Raw genomic sequence first — 20,124 nt, forward strand, 5'->3', positions numbered from 1 at the left:
ATTTCTATATTTTGCATTATAAATATACAACCTGAAAAAATTAACTTCAGCTAAATTTTATTCAAATGAATCAACCAAGCCATTAAATATTGCAACATTTTCATTAGGATAAGCAAAAATTTGATTTTCGGATTTATGTAGACAATCAACAACATAATCAAAGCGATCAAAAATTGTCACTCCACTGTCGACAGCAGCTGAGTAATGTTTACCCGAATTATTCATAAAAGATTGAGACCAATCGTATCCTAATCCTGTCTTTGTAAATAAGGCTTCAAGTTCTTCATCAAAAAAATATTCCTTAGTATTCAAATCAACACCTAACATTAATATATTTAACTTCGGATACTTTATAGATACTAAATTCAAGACACTTGTCAAACTACCTCTAAAATGAAATAATTCTTCATTGAGAGTATTTGCCCATGTATTATCAAGATCCCATAAATAATGCACCTTGATATAATAAACCTTATTATGTTTATTAAGTAATAAAGGCTTTCTCTCCTTAGAATCATACAAATAAGCCCTTATCCTATCGTGGCTTTTTTTACTGAATGGTTTTACCGTTCTTCTGCTTACTTTTTCAAAAAAAGACTTATTCAAGATTATTAAATACCTTAAAAATAAATAAATAAAATAAAAAAATGATTTAGTTATAAAATCTTTAGTTACCGGAGAAACATAATAGGTCGTTGCTGTATTCTTAGTCCGATTAATCGTCTTGTAAAAAAAATACTCAGATGTTTTATCATGAAAATCATGAAAATAAATATCCGTCGGAATTATACCCGCTTTTTCATAAAATGCTCCATATTTATTTATAGCGATTCTTGCCCGTGTTTTGTTAGTCCATTTTTTAAGATTTTTAGGTAAATAATTAATACTAGCTCCTGAACCTAAAACAACTATCCACTCTTCTGGATTTGGAAATTGTTTATTCATAAGCATTTTTCAACTTAATCGCAGCAATTCCATCACTTACGTTCCTCAACGAAACCTCATATAACTCTTTTTGCTTTTCAGTTATGAAAGAAATATTATCTTTTGTATTTGCAAGAGAATCTAAAACCTTTAATTTCAAATCTTCCATATAAGTGCTAGACAATACATCTACACCCCATTCTGGTTTGTCTATGTCATCTAAAAACCATTGCATTTTATTATGAGAAACAATAGAAATTATAGGTGTTTTACAGCCAAAAGGAATCATTTGAGCATGTCCCCGCATACCTATTACTAACTTAGGTTTAGCATAAGCCTCTATAATGGTCTTAGGGTGTTTTTTATTTAGCTTTACTAACTCATATGGCACATTATAACTTTGCAAAAAAGGCAAAATAGCCTCATCTGATGGTATATGACTATAAAATTTGATAGGCATTATTACTGAAAGTTCTTTTAATACTTTAGTCGTATCAGATAATATGCTACCGATATTTTCTCCAAATCGCAGATGCGACCTATCAAAAGCAGCATTAAAAGCTATAAAGTTCTCTTTTGTATCAAAATCAAAGTCTTTATCATATAAGCGTGATATAAAAGTAGTCATGCATGGTTGAAAGCGTAACTTTTTATGTAAAGCTTCTGGCAAATAATTTTTAAGAGCATTTATACTCCCAGAATTTCGCAATCCTATATATACTGCTTTTTCGGCAAATGCCTGGATGTTGTCTTTAAAAAACGGCTCAAATTCGTCTTGCCCCCTAAAACGGTTATAACCAACAGCATAAAAAACTATTGGCACTTTAATTTTAGCTAGCATTTCTGTCGAACATGGCCACTGCCAACCACTTATATCGTTTGCATTAGTATCTTTTAAGAATAGACCACCACCACCTATAACTAATCCATTTGAATTGTTTATTTTGGTTACTAAATCAAAATCTACAGCAGGATGAATTTGTTGATTCTCCCAATTTATTTTACCTACTCCATTTTGCCAAGTGTCTTGTAATACAATAGGTAATAATACATCGCCTGCATTTCCATAATCAAATGCAGACACATGATATAGGGATAATGCGCTCCTACTATCAGTATAGTTTGTTATTTGAGGTAACTTCTCTTTTTGTTGAATTCGTTTCACCTGCTTCTTTATAAATGGCTTAACTAGCTGCTTTATTTTTTTTAAACCTCTTTTTAATAGCTTTACCATAATCTACAATTATTTAATTGCTTCGACATATAAAGAACGATAATCCTCATTTGCTTCAGATGGGTATGCCCCTTCAAAAGAAAAATAATCAACTTGACTATTTTTAAAGCCCATTTTTTTGACTTTATTATCATGAAAGCCTGCTAATATTAAATCTGATTTTATTGTTTCAAAATCCCACGCATTTTGATGTGCTAATGAATTTTCGCCTAATAAATTCGTTTGCGCACTAGCAGATAAAAAATCTTCCTTTAAACACTCAAAAATCGTGTAATCTCGACTATAATTAGCCATTGCTCGCTCTTTCCTTCTTTTAAATAACAAGAATTCCTTGTTACCATCCAAATATTCCTTAATACTTTTCTCGGCATCTGGAAGAATTAACCTAAAAACACCATCTTTTTTTAAAACTCTATATACTTCTCTAAAAATCTTTGGAGTTGTAAATATGCTCATGTGTTCAAAAACATGGGAGCCATATACACACTCTATAGAATTATCTTTAAGCGGAAGCTTTTCAAAATCTTTAAAATTAATTATTATATCTCCCAAATCAGGCTCCACATCTACACTTAACCATTCTTTATTAGGTTTTTTCCAATTAGGTCCTGGCCCAAAATTTAATTTTGCATTATCAACAACAGTTAATACTTTATTAGAAGTTGTTTTCTTTATATACTTTTTAATTTTTATTTGAAACTCTACACCTAACAGTTGTATTCTTTTTTCCATATTAAATTTAGAATTAAAATTCTTTTAATTTTAACAAAATTAGTTTCAGCCTACTTTTGATTTTACCAAACACACTTTTATTAATATTATTTTTGTTTTGTGATACTTTAAATTTTTTCACTATTTCTAAAACCCTTTCTTTACTATCTGACTCAAACCTTTTTTCAACTCCTTTTGATGCTATTATGCAAACAAATCCCCTATTCATGAAAATTTCATTTACTGTAAAACCTTCACTTTCTAAAAGCCAAGGAAGACTTTTGTTTGAAAAGGTATTAACATGTACGTCCCAAAAGAAAGTATTTAAATCATTAGTATATATGTCATCAATTGTTGGACACTCAATAAGAATACAACCATTGTTTTTCAATCTTTGATATATGTTTTTCACAAATTCCCGAGGATCTAGAACGTGCTCAATGACATGAAAGTTACATATAAAATCATATAATTGTGAATCACTGAAATTGTCAAAAAGTACAGTTTCTACATCTATATCATATCTTTTAATCGCAACATTTACAAACTGAGAATCAGGCTCAATACCTTTTACCAAATGTCCTCTACTTTTAAGCAACCATAAAAAACTGCCTGTTCCACATCCTATTTCCAAACAAGTTTTTGTGTTCAAAAAAAAAGTTGGCAACTTTTGCTCTAATAGATGTAATCTTTCCAATGCCCAACTTTCGGTTTGTATAAATTTGTTTAAGTCTGGTTCATGTGATTTTCTTGCCTCTTTAGAAAAACCACCTTCTAAATACAAATTGCCAATTTCTTCATTTGAAATACGTGGAAAAGTATAAATAAAACCACAATTATCGCAAACATAGTTTTCAAGATACTTGTTACCTCTTGAATTTGTATAAAGCAATTCATTATTATTAGATTCGCAAAGGGAACATTTATTCATATTCTACGGTGAAATTAGAGTTTAATATAATTGGAACAGATGTTGTCAAAGGTGATTCTCTTACATAAAACTTAAAACAATTTTCTTTTTTATATAAGATTTTCCCAATATTAAAATGATTTGGGCCTCCTTTTGTTTCTATTATTGTAATGCCCACGTAGAATTTTCCATTAGTAAAAGAACTTGGAATTTTACATTTTACATAGATATCATCACCATGATTTAAACTAACTCCTATATTTTCCAAAGAAGATGTTAATGCTACATGAATCATCTGTTCATCTGTTATGGGTAAATGAATGGAAAATTCCTTTATATCCAATGGACATTTGAAAGTAAAACTAAGTTCTAAATCTTCCCCTTTTTTCAAATTCAATGCCAATTCATTATCACCTACATCCAATCCATTAGCTTTAATATCGTAAATATCTATTCCAAACGGATTAATTTCGTTGGATTTATAATTATCTGTAAACACCTTGTAATATTGTTCAACAAGCTCTCCTATGCTATTGGTTATTAATCTTTCTTGTCCGTTATGCAACAATAATCCATTAGTACAAATTCGAGCTATTTGAGGCATTGAATGCGAAACTAATATTACAGCACAATTATTCAATAAGTCTGATATTCTGTTCAAGCATTTTATCCTAAAACCCACATCTCCTACCGCTAGCACCTCATCAATAATCAATACATCAGGTTCCATTTGTGCCGCTATGGCAAAACCCAAGCGGACTTTCATACCACTACTGTAGTTTTGCACAGGCATATCGATAAACTCGCGTATTTCAGAAAAATCTATAATTTCTTCAACTTTAGCCTCAATTTCCTTTTTGGAGAAACCCAAAACCGCAGCATTGTTGTAAATGTTTTCACGCCCACTCAATATGGGATTAAACCCTGCACCTAATTCTATAAGTGCACCAACCCTGCCTTTTATAGTTACTTTACCTGCATCAGGATTAATTAAGCCATTTAGTATTTTAAGTAAAGTTGATTTTCCGGCTCCATTATGCCCAATCAAGCCTAAACATTCGCCACGGCGCAATTCAAAATTAATATCTTTTACTGCCCAAAACTCTTTGTCTCGCAACAATCTTTCGTTTTTATTACCTCGTATGTTTGAAACTAGATCTTGCACACCATACCACAAGCTTGTTTTTAAATCTTTACAGAATTTTTTACTTAAGCCTTCTACTTTTATCAATACTTCTTTTTCTTCCATCCTAAGCACTTAAACGTTCTACAATAATTGGAATTGAAATTCGGTAAAACAACAAGCCTATAAAAAACAATAACGCACTAACAGCAAAAACACCACAGAAATAATTCAAATATTCAGGCGTACTCCCTAAAGCCAGATCTCTTGCTGTTAAAATTAACGACGTAAAAGGGTTTAACTCCATAACCATTTTCATAAGTCCATCTTCAGGAATCGCATAAACTACCGGTGTTATATACATGAGTAAACTTAACCCCATGCTAATTATTTTAGCAATATCGGTGTAAATAAGACTTATGGGTGTAAAAAACAACCCAATGGTGGTACCAAACAAAATGGCTGCCAGAATAGCAAACGGAAATAGCAACAAAGACCAATGAAACCCAACACCAAATGCAAAAATTAAAGTTATTAACAGTCCTATTTTTATAGAACTATTAAAAAGCAGCTTGTAAATACCTGATAACACCAAGGCTTCCTTTGGAAAATTAATTTTTGTTAAGATACCTCTGGCTGCATTGGTATTACTTGATGGTAAGTTAATAGCTTCTGTAATAATAGACCATATTAAAGTTCCTGAGAACACATATATAGGGTATGGTACACCTGTGTCATTAAGTTTTATCGTACCAGTAGCACTTAAAAAAATCCAAACAAAAGCAGAAGAAATAGGGGAAATAAATGCCCAAATAATGCCCAAGTACGATTGTCTGTATTGCGCTTTTATATCCCTAGTTGCTAACTGTTTTGCCAAAAAGTGAGAATCAAAAAAATCTTTAGCAGAATCTTTAAGTAATTTGCCAATTTTCAAGTTATTTTCTTTTTGATATATTCTGGTTTCAAGCTGCATTTTAATTTTTTAAATGTTTTATCATTTCCTTTATCTAACTATAAAATATGGGTTTAACAAATTTTCTTTATTGTATACTAATGCTTCTTTTTTATTTACTTGGGCCACTTCTAAGCCTACGGCGTTGCAAATGGCATGTCCTGCAGCCGTATCCCATTCCATGGTTGGGGCAAATCTAGGGTAGATATTAGCCTCACCTTCGGCTACTAAGCAAAACTTTAAAGAACTTCCTTTAGAAAACAAGAGAATGCCTTTACCTTCTAATTTTAAGTTTTTAATAAATGTATCGGTTTCATCACTTTTATGGGAACGACTACCAACTATTTTTATTTGATTGTTTTCTTCCTTTTGAGGCACTAATTCTCTACTATTATGAAAGATACTTTCTGTAAACTCATGTGAATTTAATTCACATTTATATGCTTTATTATTAGATACTATCGCGTAATATAGCATTTTTGTTACAGGAACATAAATAACACCTAATACAGGTGTGTTGTTTTTTATAAGCGCTATGTTTACGGTAAATTCACCATTTCTCTTTATAAATTCTTTGGTTCCATCCAATGGGTCTACCATCCAACACGTATCCCAATGTTTCCGAACGGCAAATGACACTCGTTTATTCTCCTCACTAATAATAGGAATTGCTGTTTTTTCTAAATAAGCATTTATAACCGCATTGGCACGTTCATCAGCGATTGTTAATGGCGAATTATCCTGTTTTAAAGTGAACTTAAAACCTTCAGAATAAATTTTCATTATTTCTGCCCCTGCATGAATAGCGCCTTTTATGGCTGTTATAAGCAATGTATTCATTGTGTATTCAATTAAAAAAACATCAAAAACTTTTAAGTAATTAACCTTTTTTAAATATCTTTTTTAATTTACCCATCAACCCTTTTTTAGATTCCTCATCTTCATGATACCCATTGGCATAATGCCCGTAGCCATAGCCGTAACCATAGCCATAGCCGTAACCATAGCCATATTTTCCTTTTTGGTCGTAATAATTATATAGGAAACTTATATTTTTAACTTCGCCTTTATCATACTTATCGTTAATAAGGTTTAGCATACCCTTTTCGGTATAATCTTGTCTAACTACATAAATAGTAGCATCTGTATATTTTAACAATTCAAAAGCATCTGCCACCAAACCAATTGGAGGCGTATCTAACACTATAAAATCATAGGTTTCCTTAAGTGTGGCCATTAAAGCATCTGTTTTTTCGCCTATTAACAACTCCGATGGGTTAGGCGGCACAGGACCAGATGTTATTACGTCTAAGTTAGGCACATTGGTTTGCTGTACAATTTCTTCTACACTTTTTTGTCCTATTAAATAATTAACTGCTCCTATATCATTCTTAATTTCAAAATCGCCGAAAATTTTCGGTTTTCTTAAATCCAATCCTACCAACACCGTTTTTTTACCACTCAAGGCAAAAACAGTGGCTATGTTTATAGAACAAAACGTTTTCCCTTCGCCACTTACAGACGAGGTAACCATAACTGTTTTTGAACCCTCAGGATTTCGTTTGCTGTACATATATTGTAAACTAGACCTGATGCCCCTAAAGGATTCTGCTACAACCGACTTTGGTTTAAAATGCACTATTAAATTACTCTCTAAACTACTTTTACCAACCACACCTAACAGGGGAATTTTAGATAAATTCTCTAAAATCTGAGGACTATGTATTTTTTTATCAAAAAAAGTAATTAAAAATGCTGCTAACAAAGGAATTAACAACCCTCCTACAACCGCAAACAAATACCTGGAACTCAATTTTAAATCTATGGGAATGGCACCTGTATCTTTTGCTGTATCTATTATAACAACATCTGAAACACTTGCTGATTTTATAATGTCAGCTTCTCCTCGTTTTGCTAAAAATACGTTATACGTTTGCTCGCTTAAGGCATATTGTCTTTTTATACCCAATAATTTTTGTTGTGCTTTAGGAAGCCTCCTTATTTCAGATTCAGCGGTAGCTATTTTAGAATTTACATTTTGCAATTCTCTTTTTATACCGTTGGTTGCAGTACTTATATTTTCTAGAAGTACGGTTTTTATACCTTCTATCTGCCTATTCAGGTCATCAAAAATCAACGCATCTTTTCTTACAGTAGATTCATACTTTGATTTCTGTACAGATAATTGGTTAATCTGCCCAATATTTGACAGAATGTTACCTTCGTCTATTCCCGCAATTGATGGCGCAGGAACTTCTGTAAAGCTATTGCTCGTTTCTAAATAGGTTTTTAAACTGGCATAATATGCCAGTTTTCTATTCATGTTATCCTTTTCTAATTCTAAACTTGTTAGCTTATTATTTACAACTGCGCTTTCACCATCTAGACTATAAATCTTATTTTGCTCTCTATAATTATTTAAGGAATCGGCATTTAAGGTAAGTTGGGCCCGTACTCTTTCTAACTGCGCATCTATAAAATTAATGGTATTGGTAACAAATTGGTTTTTTCTATTTAATTGGTCTTCGCTTAAAACTTGAACGGTTTCATTCAAATAATCTACAATTTTACCTGTATTCACATCTACCATACTTAAATTTAATATGGCGGAATTTCTCGGGTTATCGATGGCTAATCTATTTTTATAATTAGCAACAACCGCATCAAAATCGCTAAATTGTATATAATACTCATCGCCAGCATTTGCTATTCTTTTTTCTGCTAATTCAATAGTGCCATTAAAATAAGGTAATATGACCGTTTCACCCAAAGCAAATTGCATTTTAAGTTCTTGAACAGGCACATCTATATTAAGTCTTTCTTTGCTTGTAAAGTTTTGTGCTCTAACAACATTGGTCTCGAAATTGAAGGTTAATTCATAGGTGTTCTTATCTAAAAAAACAATTTTAACCGGAATATTTAAAACCTGATTGGTGTTTGGAACTAGCTTAAGCCTAAAAGGGGCATCTTTATAAATATCGTCTTTTCTAAAACGAGATTGCTTTAAATAAGACACATAGAACTGAAGATTATCGACTACTTTTTCATGTATAGAGCGCGAACCTAAAGATGTCATCATGGTTTGCACCTTTCCTGATACACCTCCCCAGTTAAATGTTAAACTGGTGGTTGATGTAAATAGCGGATTTGATTCTTCCTCAATTGAAATTTGTGTACTTAATCGATACGATTGTTGTTTCCTTATGTTTTGTTGATATACTATGAATACACCAATTCCTATAAAAAGTATATACAGTTTCCAATAGCTTAAAGCTCTATATAGAAAAGCTTTAAAATCAAATGCAGTTTGAAATTGCGATTCCGATACTTCAAATTCATCATTCATATTAAAAGCTTATATGTTTTTAACTAAAAAATAAGTAGACACCAATACTGCAAGGATGGATGATACTGTTGTTATGTTTTGAATAGCTGTTTGTCCCGCACCTAACACTTTTCTTTTTAGTGGTTTAACCAAAATGATGTCATTTGGTTGAATATAATAAAAAGGGGATTGCATAGCGGCAATATCAGTTAAATCAATATGGTGTATTTTTTGACCGTCTGGGTATTGCCGTATTACCAAAACATCTTTTCTATCTCCCGTTAAGGAAATATCACCTGCATTTGCCAAAGCTTCAATAATATTTACCCTGTCTTGAAAAAGCGTGTGTACACCCGTACCAACCTCTCCTATAGTTGTATATTTTAATCCTGCAAGTTTAACTGTTACAAACAATTCTGCCGATTCTTTAAAGTATTGTGCTAACAACTCACTTTTTACTTTTTTTTCTATTTCTTGAATGGTAAAGCCTAAAACATTAATCTCTCCCAAAATGGGAAATTTAATGTTTCCATGTAAATCAACAGTAAAACCGCTAAAGTACAAACCACCTTGACCACTGTTAGAAGCACCTTCAACAGGATTAAAAATAGCCGTAAGCTCATTATCTAAAGCCTTTACATTAATGCTTAAAATATCGTTAACTTGAACTCTGTAAGGTTTCGATAATTCTTTTATTGACAAAGAATCTAGTTTAACAGTACCTTTATCTTGTAAATAAACAACATCTTTATTGGTGATACACGAAGAACATAAAACACTGATTGACACACAAATAAACAAGAATGTTTGTTTCATCATAGGGCTAATTGATTTATCACAAATATAACTTTTCAAAATGAACAATGAAACTTATCACTGAATTTTTGGTTTTTTATACGTTCTTTGCATAAAAAATAGCCTTTTGAATTATTTAACTGTTGAAAATATATCGAAATCTTACGGAGAGCTAACGCTTTTTGAAAACATTTCTTTTAGTATACACAAAGACCAAAAAATTGCTTTTGTAGCAAAAAATGGGACTGGCAAAACCTCTATCTTAAATATTATTTCTGGTGATGATGAAGCTGATTCTGGCAACATAACCTATAGAAATGGCATTGTGGTTTCGTTTTTATCACAAGACCCAAAATTGGATAAAAACTTAACCGTTGAAGAAACTATTTTTGCTAGTGATAACCCTATTTTAAAAGTCATTCAAAATTACGAACATGCCCTTTTAAATTCTGACGATGCCGAAGCTTATCAAAAAGCTTTCGAACAAATGGAACAATACCAAGCATGGGATTTTGAAACACAATACAAACAAATACTTTTCAAATTAAAGTTAGAAGATTTAAATCAAAAAGTTTCTTCGCTTTCTGGAGGTCAGAAAAAACGTTTATCACTGGCGAATGCCTTAATAAACAAGCCCGATTTATTAATTCTTGATGAGCCGACCAACCATTTAGATTTAGAAATGATTGAATGGCTAGAAGCCTTTTTCGCCAAAGAAAACATCACCCTTTTTATGGTAACGCATGACCGTTACTTTTTAGAACGTGTATGCAATGAAATTATTGAATTAGATGAAGGGCAGCTTTACAGCTACAAAGGCAACTACTCATATTATCTGGAAAAACGAGAAGCCAGAATTGAACAAACCGAAGTAGAAACCGGCAAAGCAAAACAACTTTTTAAAAAGGAGTTGGAATGGATGCGCCGCCAACCTAAAGCACGTACCACAAAATCGAAATCACGTATAGACGATTTTCACGACATAAAACACCGTGCCAGCCAACGCAGAAACGACCACGAAGTTCAATTAGAACTCAACATGGAACGTTTAGGCAGTAAAGTGGTGGAGTTTCATAAAGTGTCAAAATCCTTTAAAGACAAAGTAATACTTGATGGTTTTGAATACCTTTTTAAAAACGGCGAACGTGTTGGTATTATTGGAAAAAATGGTACAGGAAAAACCACTTTTTTAAATCTTTTAACACAAACCACACAACCCGATTCTGGAAAGGTTATTTTAGGTGAAACCGTTAAGTTTGGTTACTACACCCAAAACGGCATCGCCATAAAACCAGAGCAAAAGGTTATTGATGTAATACGGGAATTTGGTGATTACATTCCACTAAAAAAAGGACGTCAAATTTCTGCTCAGCAATTACTGGAACGCTTCTTATTCAGTAGAAAAAAACAATACGATTTTGTTGAAAAACTAAGTGGTGGCGAACGCAAACGCTTGTATTTATGTACGGTTTTAATTCAAAATCCAAACTTTTTAATTCTAGATGAGCCAACCAACGATTTAGATATTGTAACTCTAAATGTATTGGAAAGTTTCTTGATGGATTTCCCTGGATGTGTGATTGTGGTATCGCATGACCGTTACTTTATGGATAAAGTGATCGACCATCTTTTTGTGTTTAAAGGCGAAGGTGACATTGAAGATTTTCCTGGAAATTATACCGATTATAGAGTGTATGAAGACAGCCAACCCGTTGTTTCAATTGCTTCAGAAGACAAAAAGGATAAAAAAGCCTGGAAAAAAACCGAGGACAATAAGCTGTCTTACAACGAAGAAAAAGAACTTAAAAATATTGAAAGTAAATTAAACTCTTTAGCGTTTGACAAAAAGGAATTGGAAGCAAAGTTTAACAATCCAGATTTATCGCCCGATGAAATAAACAAACTCTCAAAAGCATTACAGAAAATTATTGATGACTTGGAAGCAAAAGAAATGCGTTGGATGGAGTTGCAGGAAAAATTGGAAGAATGACATTGCAAAGAAGTCACAAAGTTGCAAAGTACCTGATTAGCTAAGCTACAAAGAGACTAAGACCTATTTTTTTCTCTAAACATATAAACCTACAAAACATTAAAACTCTGTGGCTTTGAAACTTAGAAACTTTGAGACTTTATTGTATCAAATTAAATCATACATAAAATTCCTTTTAAAATCCACCAACCAACATGGTGTGCACTCCCCGTTTGTTTATAGCTTGGTAACCAAATGTTTTTACAATCGTTCAAAACATGAAGAGTATAAAACCATTTCAGCATATAAAAATCAGCTCCTTCAAAATAAAAATAAAATTTCAGTAAACGATTTAGGTATAGGCTCTCATGCGACTAAACAACGGGAACGCTTCATTTCTGAAATTGCTGAAAACGCTGGAACTACCAACAAAAGAGCTAAACTTTTATACCGACTTGTCGCTTATTTTAAACCAAATTCCATATTAGAATTAGGAACTTCCCTCGGTATAGCAACACATGCTATGAGTCTAGCAAACCCGGAAGCATCCATCACTTCTATTGAAGGTTGCCCGAACATTTCTAATTTCACAAAAGCTAATTTTGAAAAGCATCAATTAAACAACATCAATTTAATTACGGGGAATTTTAATGAAGAAATCCAAAACCTAAAATCCAAAACCTACAACCTCATTTTCTTCGATGGGAACCATCAAAAAGAAGCTACATTAAGTTATTTTGAAACGCTTTTACAAACAGCTCACAACGATTCTGTTTTTATTTTTGATGACATATACTGGTCGAAAGAAATGACTGAAGCTTGGGAAACCATCAAACAACACCCACAAGTAACCGTAACCATTGATACCTTCTTTTGGGGATTTGTGTTTTTAAGAAAAGAACAAGCTAAAGAGCATTTTATAATTAGAGTTTAGCTGTTTTATGTAATAAAATCATTAACTTTTTAAATACCTCATTTGAATGTTTTTACTATTTAAAAAAACAATAAAATAACGAGCAAAAACTTCAATACAGAAAAAGGAGAAAAAAAACGCGAAGATTAAAAAATATTCACTGTGCCCCAGTGAAATGATTATTGGTGAATTCGTTGCAAAAACTTTCAACTTTTAATATTTAACTTCTAAATTTGTTGTTATGAAAATTTACACAAAAACAGGCGATACAGGTACCACCGCGTTATTTGGCGGTACGCGTGTACCAAAACACCATATTAGAATTGAAAGCTACGGAACGGTTGATGAATTAAATTCACATTTAGGATTAATTCGTGACCAAAATATGGATTCTCACTACAAAGATATTCTTACACAAATTCAAGATAGATTATTTACCGTTGGGGCTATTTTGGCAACCGACCCTGAAAAAGCTATTTTAAAAAATGGAAAAGAACGACTGAACATTCCTAAAATTTCCAATGGAGATATTAAACGTTTGGAGCAGGAAATGGATACCATGAATGAGGCTATACCACCTATGACGCATTTTGTGCTTCCTGGTGGTCATCAAACGGTGTCATTCTGTCATATTGCGCGTTGTGTGTGCCGTAGAGCCGAACGTTTAGCTACAGCACTTAATGACATTGAAGTGGTTGACCCCAACACATTAATATACTTAAACCGTCTTTCTGACTATCTTTTTGTATTGGCACGAAAGTTGACTTACGACTTGCAGGCAAACGAAATTAAGTGGATTCCTGAAAAGCGCTAAGCTTTGAAGAAATGTTTACATTTCGAGAAACAGTGATTTTTTCATAAAAAAGTGATTTGCGTTAGGGATTGAAGCAAGCTACCGTGTAGCGCTAAACATTTATGTTCATGAGCTCATTGATTTGAAATAGAAACTCACGAATAAAAGCCCGACCCTTTGGTAAAGCCCAAATTAAAACACTTAATTTAAGGTGGTTGCAATTGAAAACTACACGTTCTTGAAAATAATAATTAAATAATTCATTTTTTTCTTGTGTGTTTAAACTAAAAAATTATTTTTGCACAAAATTAAAACGCATAAAAAATGTATTGGACTTTAGAATTAGCATCGTATTTAAGTGATGCGCCTTGGCCAGCAACAAAAGACGAGTTGATAGATTACGCTATTAGAACTGGTGCTCCTTTGGAGGTTGTTGAAAACTTACAGTCTATTGAAGACGAAGGCGATGCCTACGACTCTATTGACGAAATTTGGTCTGATTATCCAACAGATGAAGACTACCTTTGGAATGAGGATGAATATTAATAAAGCATAAAGAAAAGTTAAAAAGTCTCGGTTTGAGGCTTTTTTTTTGGCTTAAATCTTTATAAAACATATAACAAAATGTATCTTTGATTGCTTTTAAAAAGCAACCAAAAACAATATAATTTACCACTAGGAAATCCCTAGTTAACATATAATATATATAACATGAGTTTTTTAAATTCTGTACTTAAAGTATTTGTTGGCGACAAATCGAAACAAGATGTGAAGGCCATCACCCCTATTGTTAGTAAAATTAAAGCCTTTGAAAGTGCTTTGGAAGGATTATCGCATGATGAATTAAGAGCAAAAACAGCACAATTTAAGGCAAGTATAGCTCAAGCCATTCAGCCTATAAACGACCAAATTGCTAAACTACTAGAAGAAGCTGAAAATACGGAAGATATTGATAGACGAGAAGATATCTATCAAGATATTGACAAACTAAAGGATGACGCTTACAAAACGACCGAAGATGTTTTAAATGACATTTTACCCGAAGCTTTTGCGGTGGTTAAAGAAACCGCAAAACGTTTTAAAAACAACACTACAATTACAGTAACAGCAAATACTTACGATAGAGAATTATCGGGCAATAAAGATTATGTTACTCTAGATAACGAAAAAGCCATTTGGTCTAACTCTTGGGATGCAGCTGGGAAACCCATTACTTGGGATATGGTGCATTACGATGTACAGCTTATTGGTGGTATTGCCATGCACCAAGGTAAAATTGCCGAAATGCAAACGGGTGAAGGTAAAACTTTGGTAGCAACCCTTCCTATGTACTTAAATGCGCTTGCTGGAAAAGGCGTGCATTTGGTAACCGTAAATGATTATTTAGCAAAACGTGATAGCGCGTGGATGGCACCCATTTTTCAGTTTCATGGATTGACTATTGATTGTATTGATTACCACCAGCCAAATAGTGAAGCTCGTAAAAAAGCATACAATGCCGATATTACTTACGGTACCAACAATGAGTTTGGTTTCGATTACTTGCGTGATAATATGGCACACTCGCCAAACGATTTAGTACAACGCCCACACCATTACGCTATTGTGGATGAGGTGGATTCAGTATTGGTTGATGATGCACGTACACCCTTAATTATATCGGGCCCTATTCCGTTAGGAGAACGCCATGAATTTAACGAATTGAAGCCTAAAGTTGATGATATTGTTGCGGTACAACGCAAATATTTAACAGGTGTTTTGGCAGAGGCTAAAAAATTAATCACTGCTGGCGATACTAAAGAAGGTGGTTTCCAATTACTACGTGTGTATCGTGGGATGCCTAAAAACAAAGCGCTTATTAAGTTTTTAAGTGAAGAAGGCGTAAAACAACTGCTTCAAAAAACCGAAAACTTCTACATGCAGGACAACAACCGTGAAATGCCACAGGTTGATGCCGAATTATACTATGTAATTGAAGAAAAAAACAATCAAATTGAATTGACAGATAAAGGTGTTGAATACCTTTCTGGAAAAGACAATCCCGATTTCTTCATCATGCCAGAAATAGGTATTGAAATTGCTAAAATTGAAAACCAAAATTTACCTTTAGCGGAAGAAGCTAAATTAAAAGAAGAATTATATAAAGATTTTGGTGTGAAATCGGAACGTATCCACACACTTAATCAACTGCTCAAAGCCTACGCTTTGTTTGAAAAAGACATTCAATATGTGGTCATGGATAATAAAGTGATGATTGTTGATGAGCAAACGGGACGTATTATGGATGGTCGTCGTTATTCTGACGGATTGCACCAAGCCATTGAAGCTAAAGAAAATGTAAAAATTGAAGATGCTACCCAAACTTTTGCTACTGTAACACTTCAAAATTATTTTAGAATGTACCGCAAATTGTCTGGTATGACGGGTACTGCGGTAACTGAAGCTGGTGAGTTTTGGGAAATTTACAAATTGGATGTTGTTGAGATTCCAACAAACAAACCCATTGCTAGAAACGATAAAGAAGATTTAGTTTATAAAACAAAACGTGAAAAATACAATGCGGTTATTGATGATGTAACAGCACTTTCACAAGCAGGTAGGCCAGTACTTATTGGTACAACTTCGGTTGAAATTAGTGAGTTACTTGGTAAAATGCTTACCATTCGTAAAATTCCGCACAACGTATTAAATGCGAAACAGCATAAAAAAGAAGCTGAAATTGTAGATCAAGCAGGTAAAACAGGACAAGTAACCATCGCCACCAATATGGCGGGTCGTGGTACCGATATTAAATTAAGCGACGAAGTTAAAAAAGCCGGAGGTTTGGCCATTGTGGGTACAGAGCGCCATGATTCACGTCGTGTAGACCGCCAGTTACGTGGTCGTGCAGGTCGTCAGGGAGATGTTGGTAGTTCGCAATTCTATGTATCGTTAGAAGATAACTTGATGCGCTTGTTTGGTAGCGAACGTATTGCTAAAATGATGGATCGCATGGGCTTGAAGGAAGGTGAAGTGATTCAGCATTCCATGATTTCAAAATCTATTGAGCGTGCCCAGAAAAAAGTAGAAGAAAACAACTTTGGGGTTCGTAAGCGTTTATTGGAGTACGATGATGTTATGAATGCACAACGTGAAGTGGTTTACAAACGTCGCCATCATGCCTTATTCGGGGAGCGTCTTCGTGTGGATTTAGCAAATATGATTTTTGATACGTCTGAAGGCATCGTTGAAACTAACAAGACTGCCAACGACTTTAAAAATTTCGAATTTGAATTGATTCGTTATTTCTCTATGAGTTCGCCTATTACTGAAGTGGAATTCGGAAAACTTTCTGCACAAGAAATTACTGGTAAAATATACCGTGCAGCGTTCGATCATTACAAAGAAAAAATGGCACGCAATGCAGATATCGCATTCCCTGTTATTAAAAATGTATATGAAACGCAACGTGATAAATTCAAACGTATCGTGGTACCTTTTACCGATGGCATTAAAACCTTAAATGTAGTTACCGATCTTGAAAAAGCTTACCAAACCAACGGTAAACAATTAATTACCGATTTTGAAAAAAATATCACACTTGCCATTATTGATGATGCTTGGAAAACCCATTTACGTAAAATGGACGAGTTGAAACAATCGGTGCAATTAGCCGTACACGAACAAAAAGATCCGTTACTTATTTATAAGTTTGAAGCTTTTGAATTGTTTAAAGCCATGATTGATGAAGTAAACAAAGATGTAATTTCATTCTTATTTAAAGGGGAGTTACCTCAAGAAACACAAAACACCATCCATGAAGCTAGAGAGCGCAAACAAGAAAAGCTAAATGTGCAAAAAGACGAAATACCTAATTTAGATGAGCGTTCGGCACAAAGTAGGGCTGCAGGAAATACCCAGCGCCAGCAACAAGTAGTTGAAACTATTGTGCGCGATAAACCAAAAATTGGGCGTAATGACCAAGTAACTATCAAACAAGTTATTACTGGTGAAAATAAAACGCTTAAATACAAACAAGCGGAACCGCTTTTAGCCAAAGGCGACTGGGTAATCGTTGAAGATTAAACAACACGCTAACAATAATTTATCAATAAAAATCCCGATAGGCAGCTATCGGGATTTTTTAATTTTGATACTGCAATCTAGAAGTTTCTATCTTTTGCATATTCGCTTTGGCCCAGCCTACCAAAGTATTTAAATGTGGTATTAAGCTTTGACCTAGTTCTGTTAATTCATACTCTACTTTTGGTGGCACCTGCGGATAAATGGTTCGTTTCACCAAACCATCGGCCTCCAAACCTTTTAAAGTCACCGAAAGCATTTTTTGAGAAATGCTTACAATATGTTTATCTATTTCATTAAAACGCAATAAGCCTTTTTCTTCTAAAAGTAACAGTACCAACATAGACCATTTATCACCTATACGATCTAGAACATTTCTAACCGGACAATCTGAGGGTTCTGTATATTTATTTTCAATTTCTTTTTTCATAATACATTGATTTTCAATAAAACTAACCTAAACGTTAGCTAGTCACATATTTGTAACCTCTTGTTTTAAAGATACTTAATCACTATATTTAACTAACTAAAAGTAAGTTAAAAACTTTTAATCATCAAATATACAATAGAAACTATAACAAACAAATACTATGAAAATAGGAATAACAGGCGCTACCGGTCAATTAGGCAGATTAGTAGTAAACGAACTTAAAAAAAGAGAACATAATAATCATCTTGTTGCTTTGGTACGTTCCACTGAAAAAGCTAAGGATTTAGAAATTGAAACTCGCGAGTTTGATTATGATAACCCAAAAATCCTAGAAAAAGGATTAAAAGATATTGATCGTTTGGTGTTTATTTCTGCTAATGAAATAGGCCAAAGAACCCGTCAGCATAAAAATGTAATAGAAGCAGCCAAAAAATCAAATGTTAACTGGATTGTTTACACAAGTCTTCTTAAGGCAGACACGTCTTCAGTAAATTTAGCTGGAGAACATTTAGCAACAGAACAAGAATTAAAAGCTTCGAATATTGATTATACCATTTTACGCAATGGATGGTATACAGAAAACTATACCGCATCCGTACCTAGTGCCATTAAAAACGGTGCTTTTATAGGTAGTGCGGGAAACGGTAAAATTTCTTCGGCAGCACGATTGGATTATGCAGAAGCCCTAGCCGTGGTAATTACAAATGACCAAAATAAAGGGCAAACATTTGAGCTAGCAGGAGACAACAGCTATACTTTAACAGATTTAGCTAAAGAAATATCAAAACAAACAGGAAAAGATATTCCTTATAACAATTTACCTGAAGACACTTATTCTAATATTTTATTACAGGCTGGTCTACCTGAAATACTAGCTAAAGGTTTAGCAAGTTGGGATATATCTGCTTCTAAAAATGATTTATTTGATAATAATCGTAAATTATCTACCTTAATAGGAAGGCCTACAACCGCACTGGAAATCTCCATACATGACGCTTTGTAATTAGGTTTTTCAAATAAATTTTCTAAAATTGTTAGTATTATTGCTACAATACGTTTGAGTATGACTTTAAAAGATTTAAATAAAATAGTCTCAACCTTAAGCAATACAAAGAAAATGCCTGTATTGTTTTTAGGACATGGTAGCCCCATGAATGCTATTGAAGAAAACGAATTTGTTGCATCTTTCAGGCAATTGGGCAAAGATCTTGCAAAACCAAACGCCATACTATGCATATCTGCACATTGGGAAACTAATGGCACGTTTGTAACCGCTATGCAAAATCCACCAACCATTCATGATTTTGGAGGGTTTCCACAAGCCTTGTTTGATGTACAATACCCAGCTCCAGGCAGCCCTGAATTAGCTAAAGAAACTAGAAGTATAATTACTAAAACAAATGTGGAACTAGATGATAAATGGGGATTGGATCACGGTGCTTGGAGTGTTATTAAACACCTGTATCCTAATGCCAATATTCCTGTTATTCAAATGAGTATTGACTATTCTAAACCACCACAATACCATTATGAACTGGCTAAAGAACTAGCAAGTTTAAGGCAAAAAGGCGTGCTTATCATTGGTAGTGGCAACATGGTGCATAATTTAAGGCTTGTGGCTTGGAACAAACTAAATGATACTTTTGCTTTCGATTGGGCATCTGAAGCTAATGAAAAGATGAAACAATATATTTTAAATGATAAACATCAAAATCTAATTCGCTTTAGGGATGAGGGAAAAGCATTTGATTTGGCCATACCAACACCAGAGCATTATTTACCTCTCATATACACCTTAGCTTTAAAAGAAAAAAACGAAACCGTTACTATTTTTAACGATAAACCCGTTGGTGGCTCACTTACAATGACTTCGCTTAAAATTGATTCTGATTAATTTCCAAGACATTGTGTTATCTATATAATTAGCAATAGAAATCAAAAAAAAACAATCTATTTTTTAAAGAAAAAAACCAACAATCATGT

Annotated in this window: 17 protein-coding genes; 7 read left to right on the forward strand and 10 right to left on the reverse strand. The window is 33.3% G+C overall.

What is annotated here, in order from left to right:
- Nucleotides 1–57 precede the first annotated feature (57 nt).
- Genes VP395_RS02190 through VP395_RS02230 form a run of 9 tightly spaced genes read right to left on the reverse strand, consistent with a single transcriptional unit; the run spans nt 58 to nt 9,998 of the window.
- Entirely contained in the window at nt 58–945 is an 888-nt protein-coding gene (locus tag VP395_RS02190; RefSeq protein WP_346240074.1) for a hypothetical protein, read from the reverse strand.
- Complete coding sequence (locus tag VP395_RS02195) at nt 938–2,158, reverse strand: polysaccharide pyruvyl transferase family protein (RefSeq protein WP_346240075.1); 1,221 nt, start codon at nt 2,156–2,158, stop codon at nt 938–940. Before VP395_RS02195 ends, VP395_RS02190 begins: the two co-directional genes overlap by 8 nt.
- A 9-nt stretch (nt 2,159–2,167) precedes the next feature.
- Complete coding sequence (locus VP395_RS02200; protein ID WP_346240076.1) at nt 2,168–2,890, reverse strand: class I SAM-dependent methyltransferase; 723 nt, start codon at nt 2,888–2,890, stop codon at nt 2,168–2,170.
- Nucleotides 2,891–2,903: 13 nt separating this feature from the next.
- Entirely contained in the window at nt 2,904–3,800 is an 897-nt protein-coding gene (locus VP395_RS02205) for a class I SAM-dependent methyltransferase (protein ID WP_346240077.1), read from the reverse strand.
- Complete coding sequence (locus VP395_RS02210) at nt 3,793–5,028, reverse strand: ABC transporter ATP-binding protein (protein ID WP_346240078.1); 1,236 nt, start codon at nt 5,026–5,028, stop codon at nt 3,793–3,795. Before VP395_RS02210 ends, VP395_RS02205 begins: the two co-directional genes overlap by 8 nt.
- A 1-nt stretch (nt 5,029) precedes the next feature.
- On the reverse strand, nt 5,030–5,875 hold the full coding sequence (locus tag VP395_RS02215) for an ABC transporter permease (protein ID WP_346240079.1): 846 nt from the start codon (nt 5,873–5,875) through the stop codon (nt 5,030–5,032).
- Nucleotides 5,876–5,905: 30 nt separating this feature from the next.
- A complete protein-coding gene (gene cysQ, locus VP395_RS02220; protein ID WP_346240080.1) occupies nt 5,906–6,694 on the reverse strand; it encodes a 3'(2'),5'-bisphosphate nucleotidase CysQ in 789 nt (262 codons plus the stop codon).
- Nucleotides 6,695–6,734: 40 nt separating this feature from the next.
- The gene (locus VP395_RS02225; RefSeq protein ID WP_346240081.1) at nt 6,735–9,200 is read right to left on the reverse strand and encodes a polysaccharide biosynthesis tyrosine autokinase; all 2,466 of its coding nucleotides are present in this window, start codon (nt 9,198–9,200) and stop codon (nt 6,735–6,737) included.
- A 9-nt stretch (nt 9,201–9,209) separates the two neighbouring features.
- The gene (locus VP395_RS02230) at nt 9,210–9,998 is read right to left on the reverse strand and encodes a polysaccharide biosynthesis/export family protein (protein WP_346240082.1); all 789 of its coding nucleotides are present in this window, start codon (nt 9,996–9,998) and stop codon (nt 9,210–9,212) included.
- Nucleotides 9,999–10,101: 103 nt separating this feature from the next.
- On the opposite strand from VP395_RS02230, the gene VP395_RS02235 reads away from it, so the two are divergent.
- The 5 genes from VP395_RS02235 to secA all read left to right on the forward strand — a co-directional run bounded on the left by VP395_RS02235 (nt 10,102) and on the right by secA (nt 17,714).
- Nucleotides 10,102–11,964 (forward strand): ABC-F family ATP-binding cassette domain-containing protein, encoded by a 1,863-nt coding sequence (locus VP395_RS02235; RefSeq protein WP_346240083.1) that lies wholly within the window; start codon nt 10,102–10,104, stop codon nt 11,962–11,964.
- A 115-nt stretch (nt 11,965–12,079) separates the two neighbouring features.
- Nucleotides 12,080–12,877, forward strand: a complete 798-nt coding sequence (locus tag VP395_RS02240) for an O-methyltransferase (protein ID WP_346240084.1) — start codon at nt 12,080–12,082, stop codon at nt 12,875–12,877.
- A 220-nt stretch (nt 12,878–13,097) separates the two neighbouring features.
- The gene (locus VP395_RS02245) at nt 13,098–13,670 is read left to right on the forward strand and encodes a cob(I)yrinic acid a,c-diamide adenosyltransferase (protein WP_346240085.1); all 573 of its coding nucleotides are present in this window, start codon (nt 13,098–13,100) and stop codon (nt 13,668–13,670) included.
- 303 nt (nt 13,671–13,973) lie between these two features.
- Entirely contained in the window at nt 13,974–14,195 is a 222-nt protein-coding gene (locus tag VP395_RS02250; protein WP_044638512.1) for a DUF2795 domain-containing protein, read from the forward strand.
- Between the two features lie 165 nt (nt 14,196–14,360).
- Nucleotides 14,361–17,714: a preprotein translocase subunit SecA gene (gene secA / locus VP395_RS02255; protein ID WP_346240087.1), complete on the forward strand. Its 3,354-nt coding sequence runs from the start codon at nt 14,361–14,363 to the stop codon at nt 17,712–17,714.
- 58 nt (nt 17,715–17,772) lie between these two features.
- Here the strand turns inward: secA and VP395_RS02260 are convergent, their stop codons facing one another.
- Nucleotides 17,773–18,141: a winged helix-turn-helix transcriptional regulator gene (locus VP395_RS02260; RefSeq protein ID WP_346240088.1), complete on the reverse strand. Its 369-nt coding sequence runs from the start codon at nt 18,139–18,141 to the stop codon at nt 17,773–17,775.
- A 160-nt stretch (nt 18,142–18,301) separates the two neighbouring features.
- Here VP395_RS02260 and VP395_RS02265 point away from each other — a divergent pair, with 160 nt between their 5' ends.
- Both VP395_RS02265 and ygiD read left to right on the forward strand, forming a co-directional pair.
- Nucleotides 18,302–19,144 (forward strand): SDR family oxidoreductase, encoded by an 843-nt coding sequence (locus tag VP395_RS02265; protein ID WP_346240089.1) that lies wholly within the window; start codon nt 18,302–18,304, stop codon nt 19,142–19,144.
- Nucleotides 19,145–19,204: 60 nt separating this feature from the next.
- Entirely contained in the window at nt 19,205–20,035 is an 831-nt protein-coding gene (ygiD, locus tag VP395_RS02270) for a 4,5-DOPA-extradiol-dioxygenase (RefSeq protein ID WP_346240090.1), read from the forward strand.
- The last annotated feature ends 89 nt before the right edge of the window (nt 20,036–20,124 follow it).

The organism is Mariniflexile soesokkakense (assembly GCF_039650365.1).
In the GTDB taxonomy this organism is placed as follows: Bacteria; Bacteroidota; Bacteroidia; order Flavobacteriales; family Flavobacteriaceae; genus Mariniflexile; species Mariniflexile soesokkakense.

Bases quoted from the DNA above. Each gene is read 5' to 3' on its own strand.
- VP395_RS02190 (WP_346240074.1), bottom strand. From the start codon at position 945: ATGAATAAACAATTTCCAAATCCAGAAGAGTGGATAGTTGTTTTAGGT.
- VP395_RS02215 (WP_346240079.1), bottom strand. From the start codon at position 5,875: ATGCAGCTTGAAACCAGAATATATCAAAAAGAAAATAACTTGAAAATT.
- VP395_RS02225 (WP_346240081.1), bottom strand. From the start codon at position 9,200: ATGAATGATGAATTTGAAGTATCGGAATCGCAATTTCAAACTGCATTT.
- VP395_RS02260 (WP_346240088.1), bottom strand. From the start codon at position 18,141: ATGAAAAAAGAAATTGAAAATAAATATACAGAACCCTCAGATTGTCCG.
- secA (WP_346240087.1), top strand. From the start codon at position 14,361: ATGAGTTTTTTAAATTCTGTACTTAAAGTATTTGTTGGCGACAAATCG.
- VP395_RS02195 (WP_346240075.1), bottom strand. From the start codon at position 2,158: ATGGTAAAGCTATTAAAAAGAGGTTTAAAAAAAATAAAGCAGCTAGTT.
- VP395_RS02250 (WP_044638512.1), top strand. From the start codon at position 13,974: ATGTATTGGACTTTAGAATTAGCATCGTATTTAAGTGATGCGCCTTGG.
- VP395_RS02230 (WP_346240082.1), bottom strand. From the start codon at position 9,998: ATGATGAAACAAACATTCTTGTTTATTTGTGTGTCAATCAGTGTTTTA.
- VP395_RS02210 (WP_346240078.1), bottom strand. From the start codon at position 5,028: ATGGAAGAAAAAGAAGTATTGATAAAAGTAGAAGGCTTAAGTAAAAAA.
- VP395_RS02205 (WP_346240077.1), bottom strand. From the start codon at position 3,800: ATGAATAAATGTTCCCTTTGCGAATCTAATAATAATGAATTGCTTTAT.
- ygiD (WP_346240090.1), top strand. From the start codon at position 19,205: ATGACTTTAAAAGATTTAAATAAAATAGTCTCAACCTTAAGCAATACA.
- VP395_RS02200 (WP_346240076.1), bottom strand. From the start codon at position 2,890: ATGGAAAAAAGAATACAACTGTTAGGTGTAGAGTTTCAAATAAAAATT.
- VP395_RS02245 (WP_346240085.1), top strand. From the start codon at position 13,098: ATGAAAATTTACACAAAAACAGGCGATACAGGTACCACCGCGTTATTT.
- VP395_RS02265 (WP_346240089.1), top strand. From the start codon at position 18,302: ATGAAAATAGGAATAACAGGCGCTACCGGTCAATTAGGCAGATTAGTA.
- cysQ (WP_346240080.1), bottom strand. From the start codon at position 6,694: ATGAATACATTGCTTATAACAGCCATAAAAGGCGCTATTCATGCAGGG.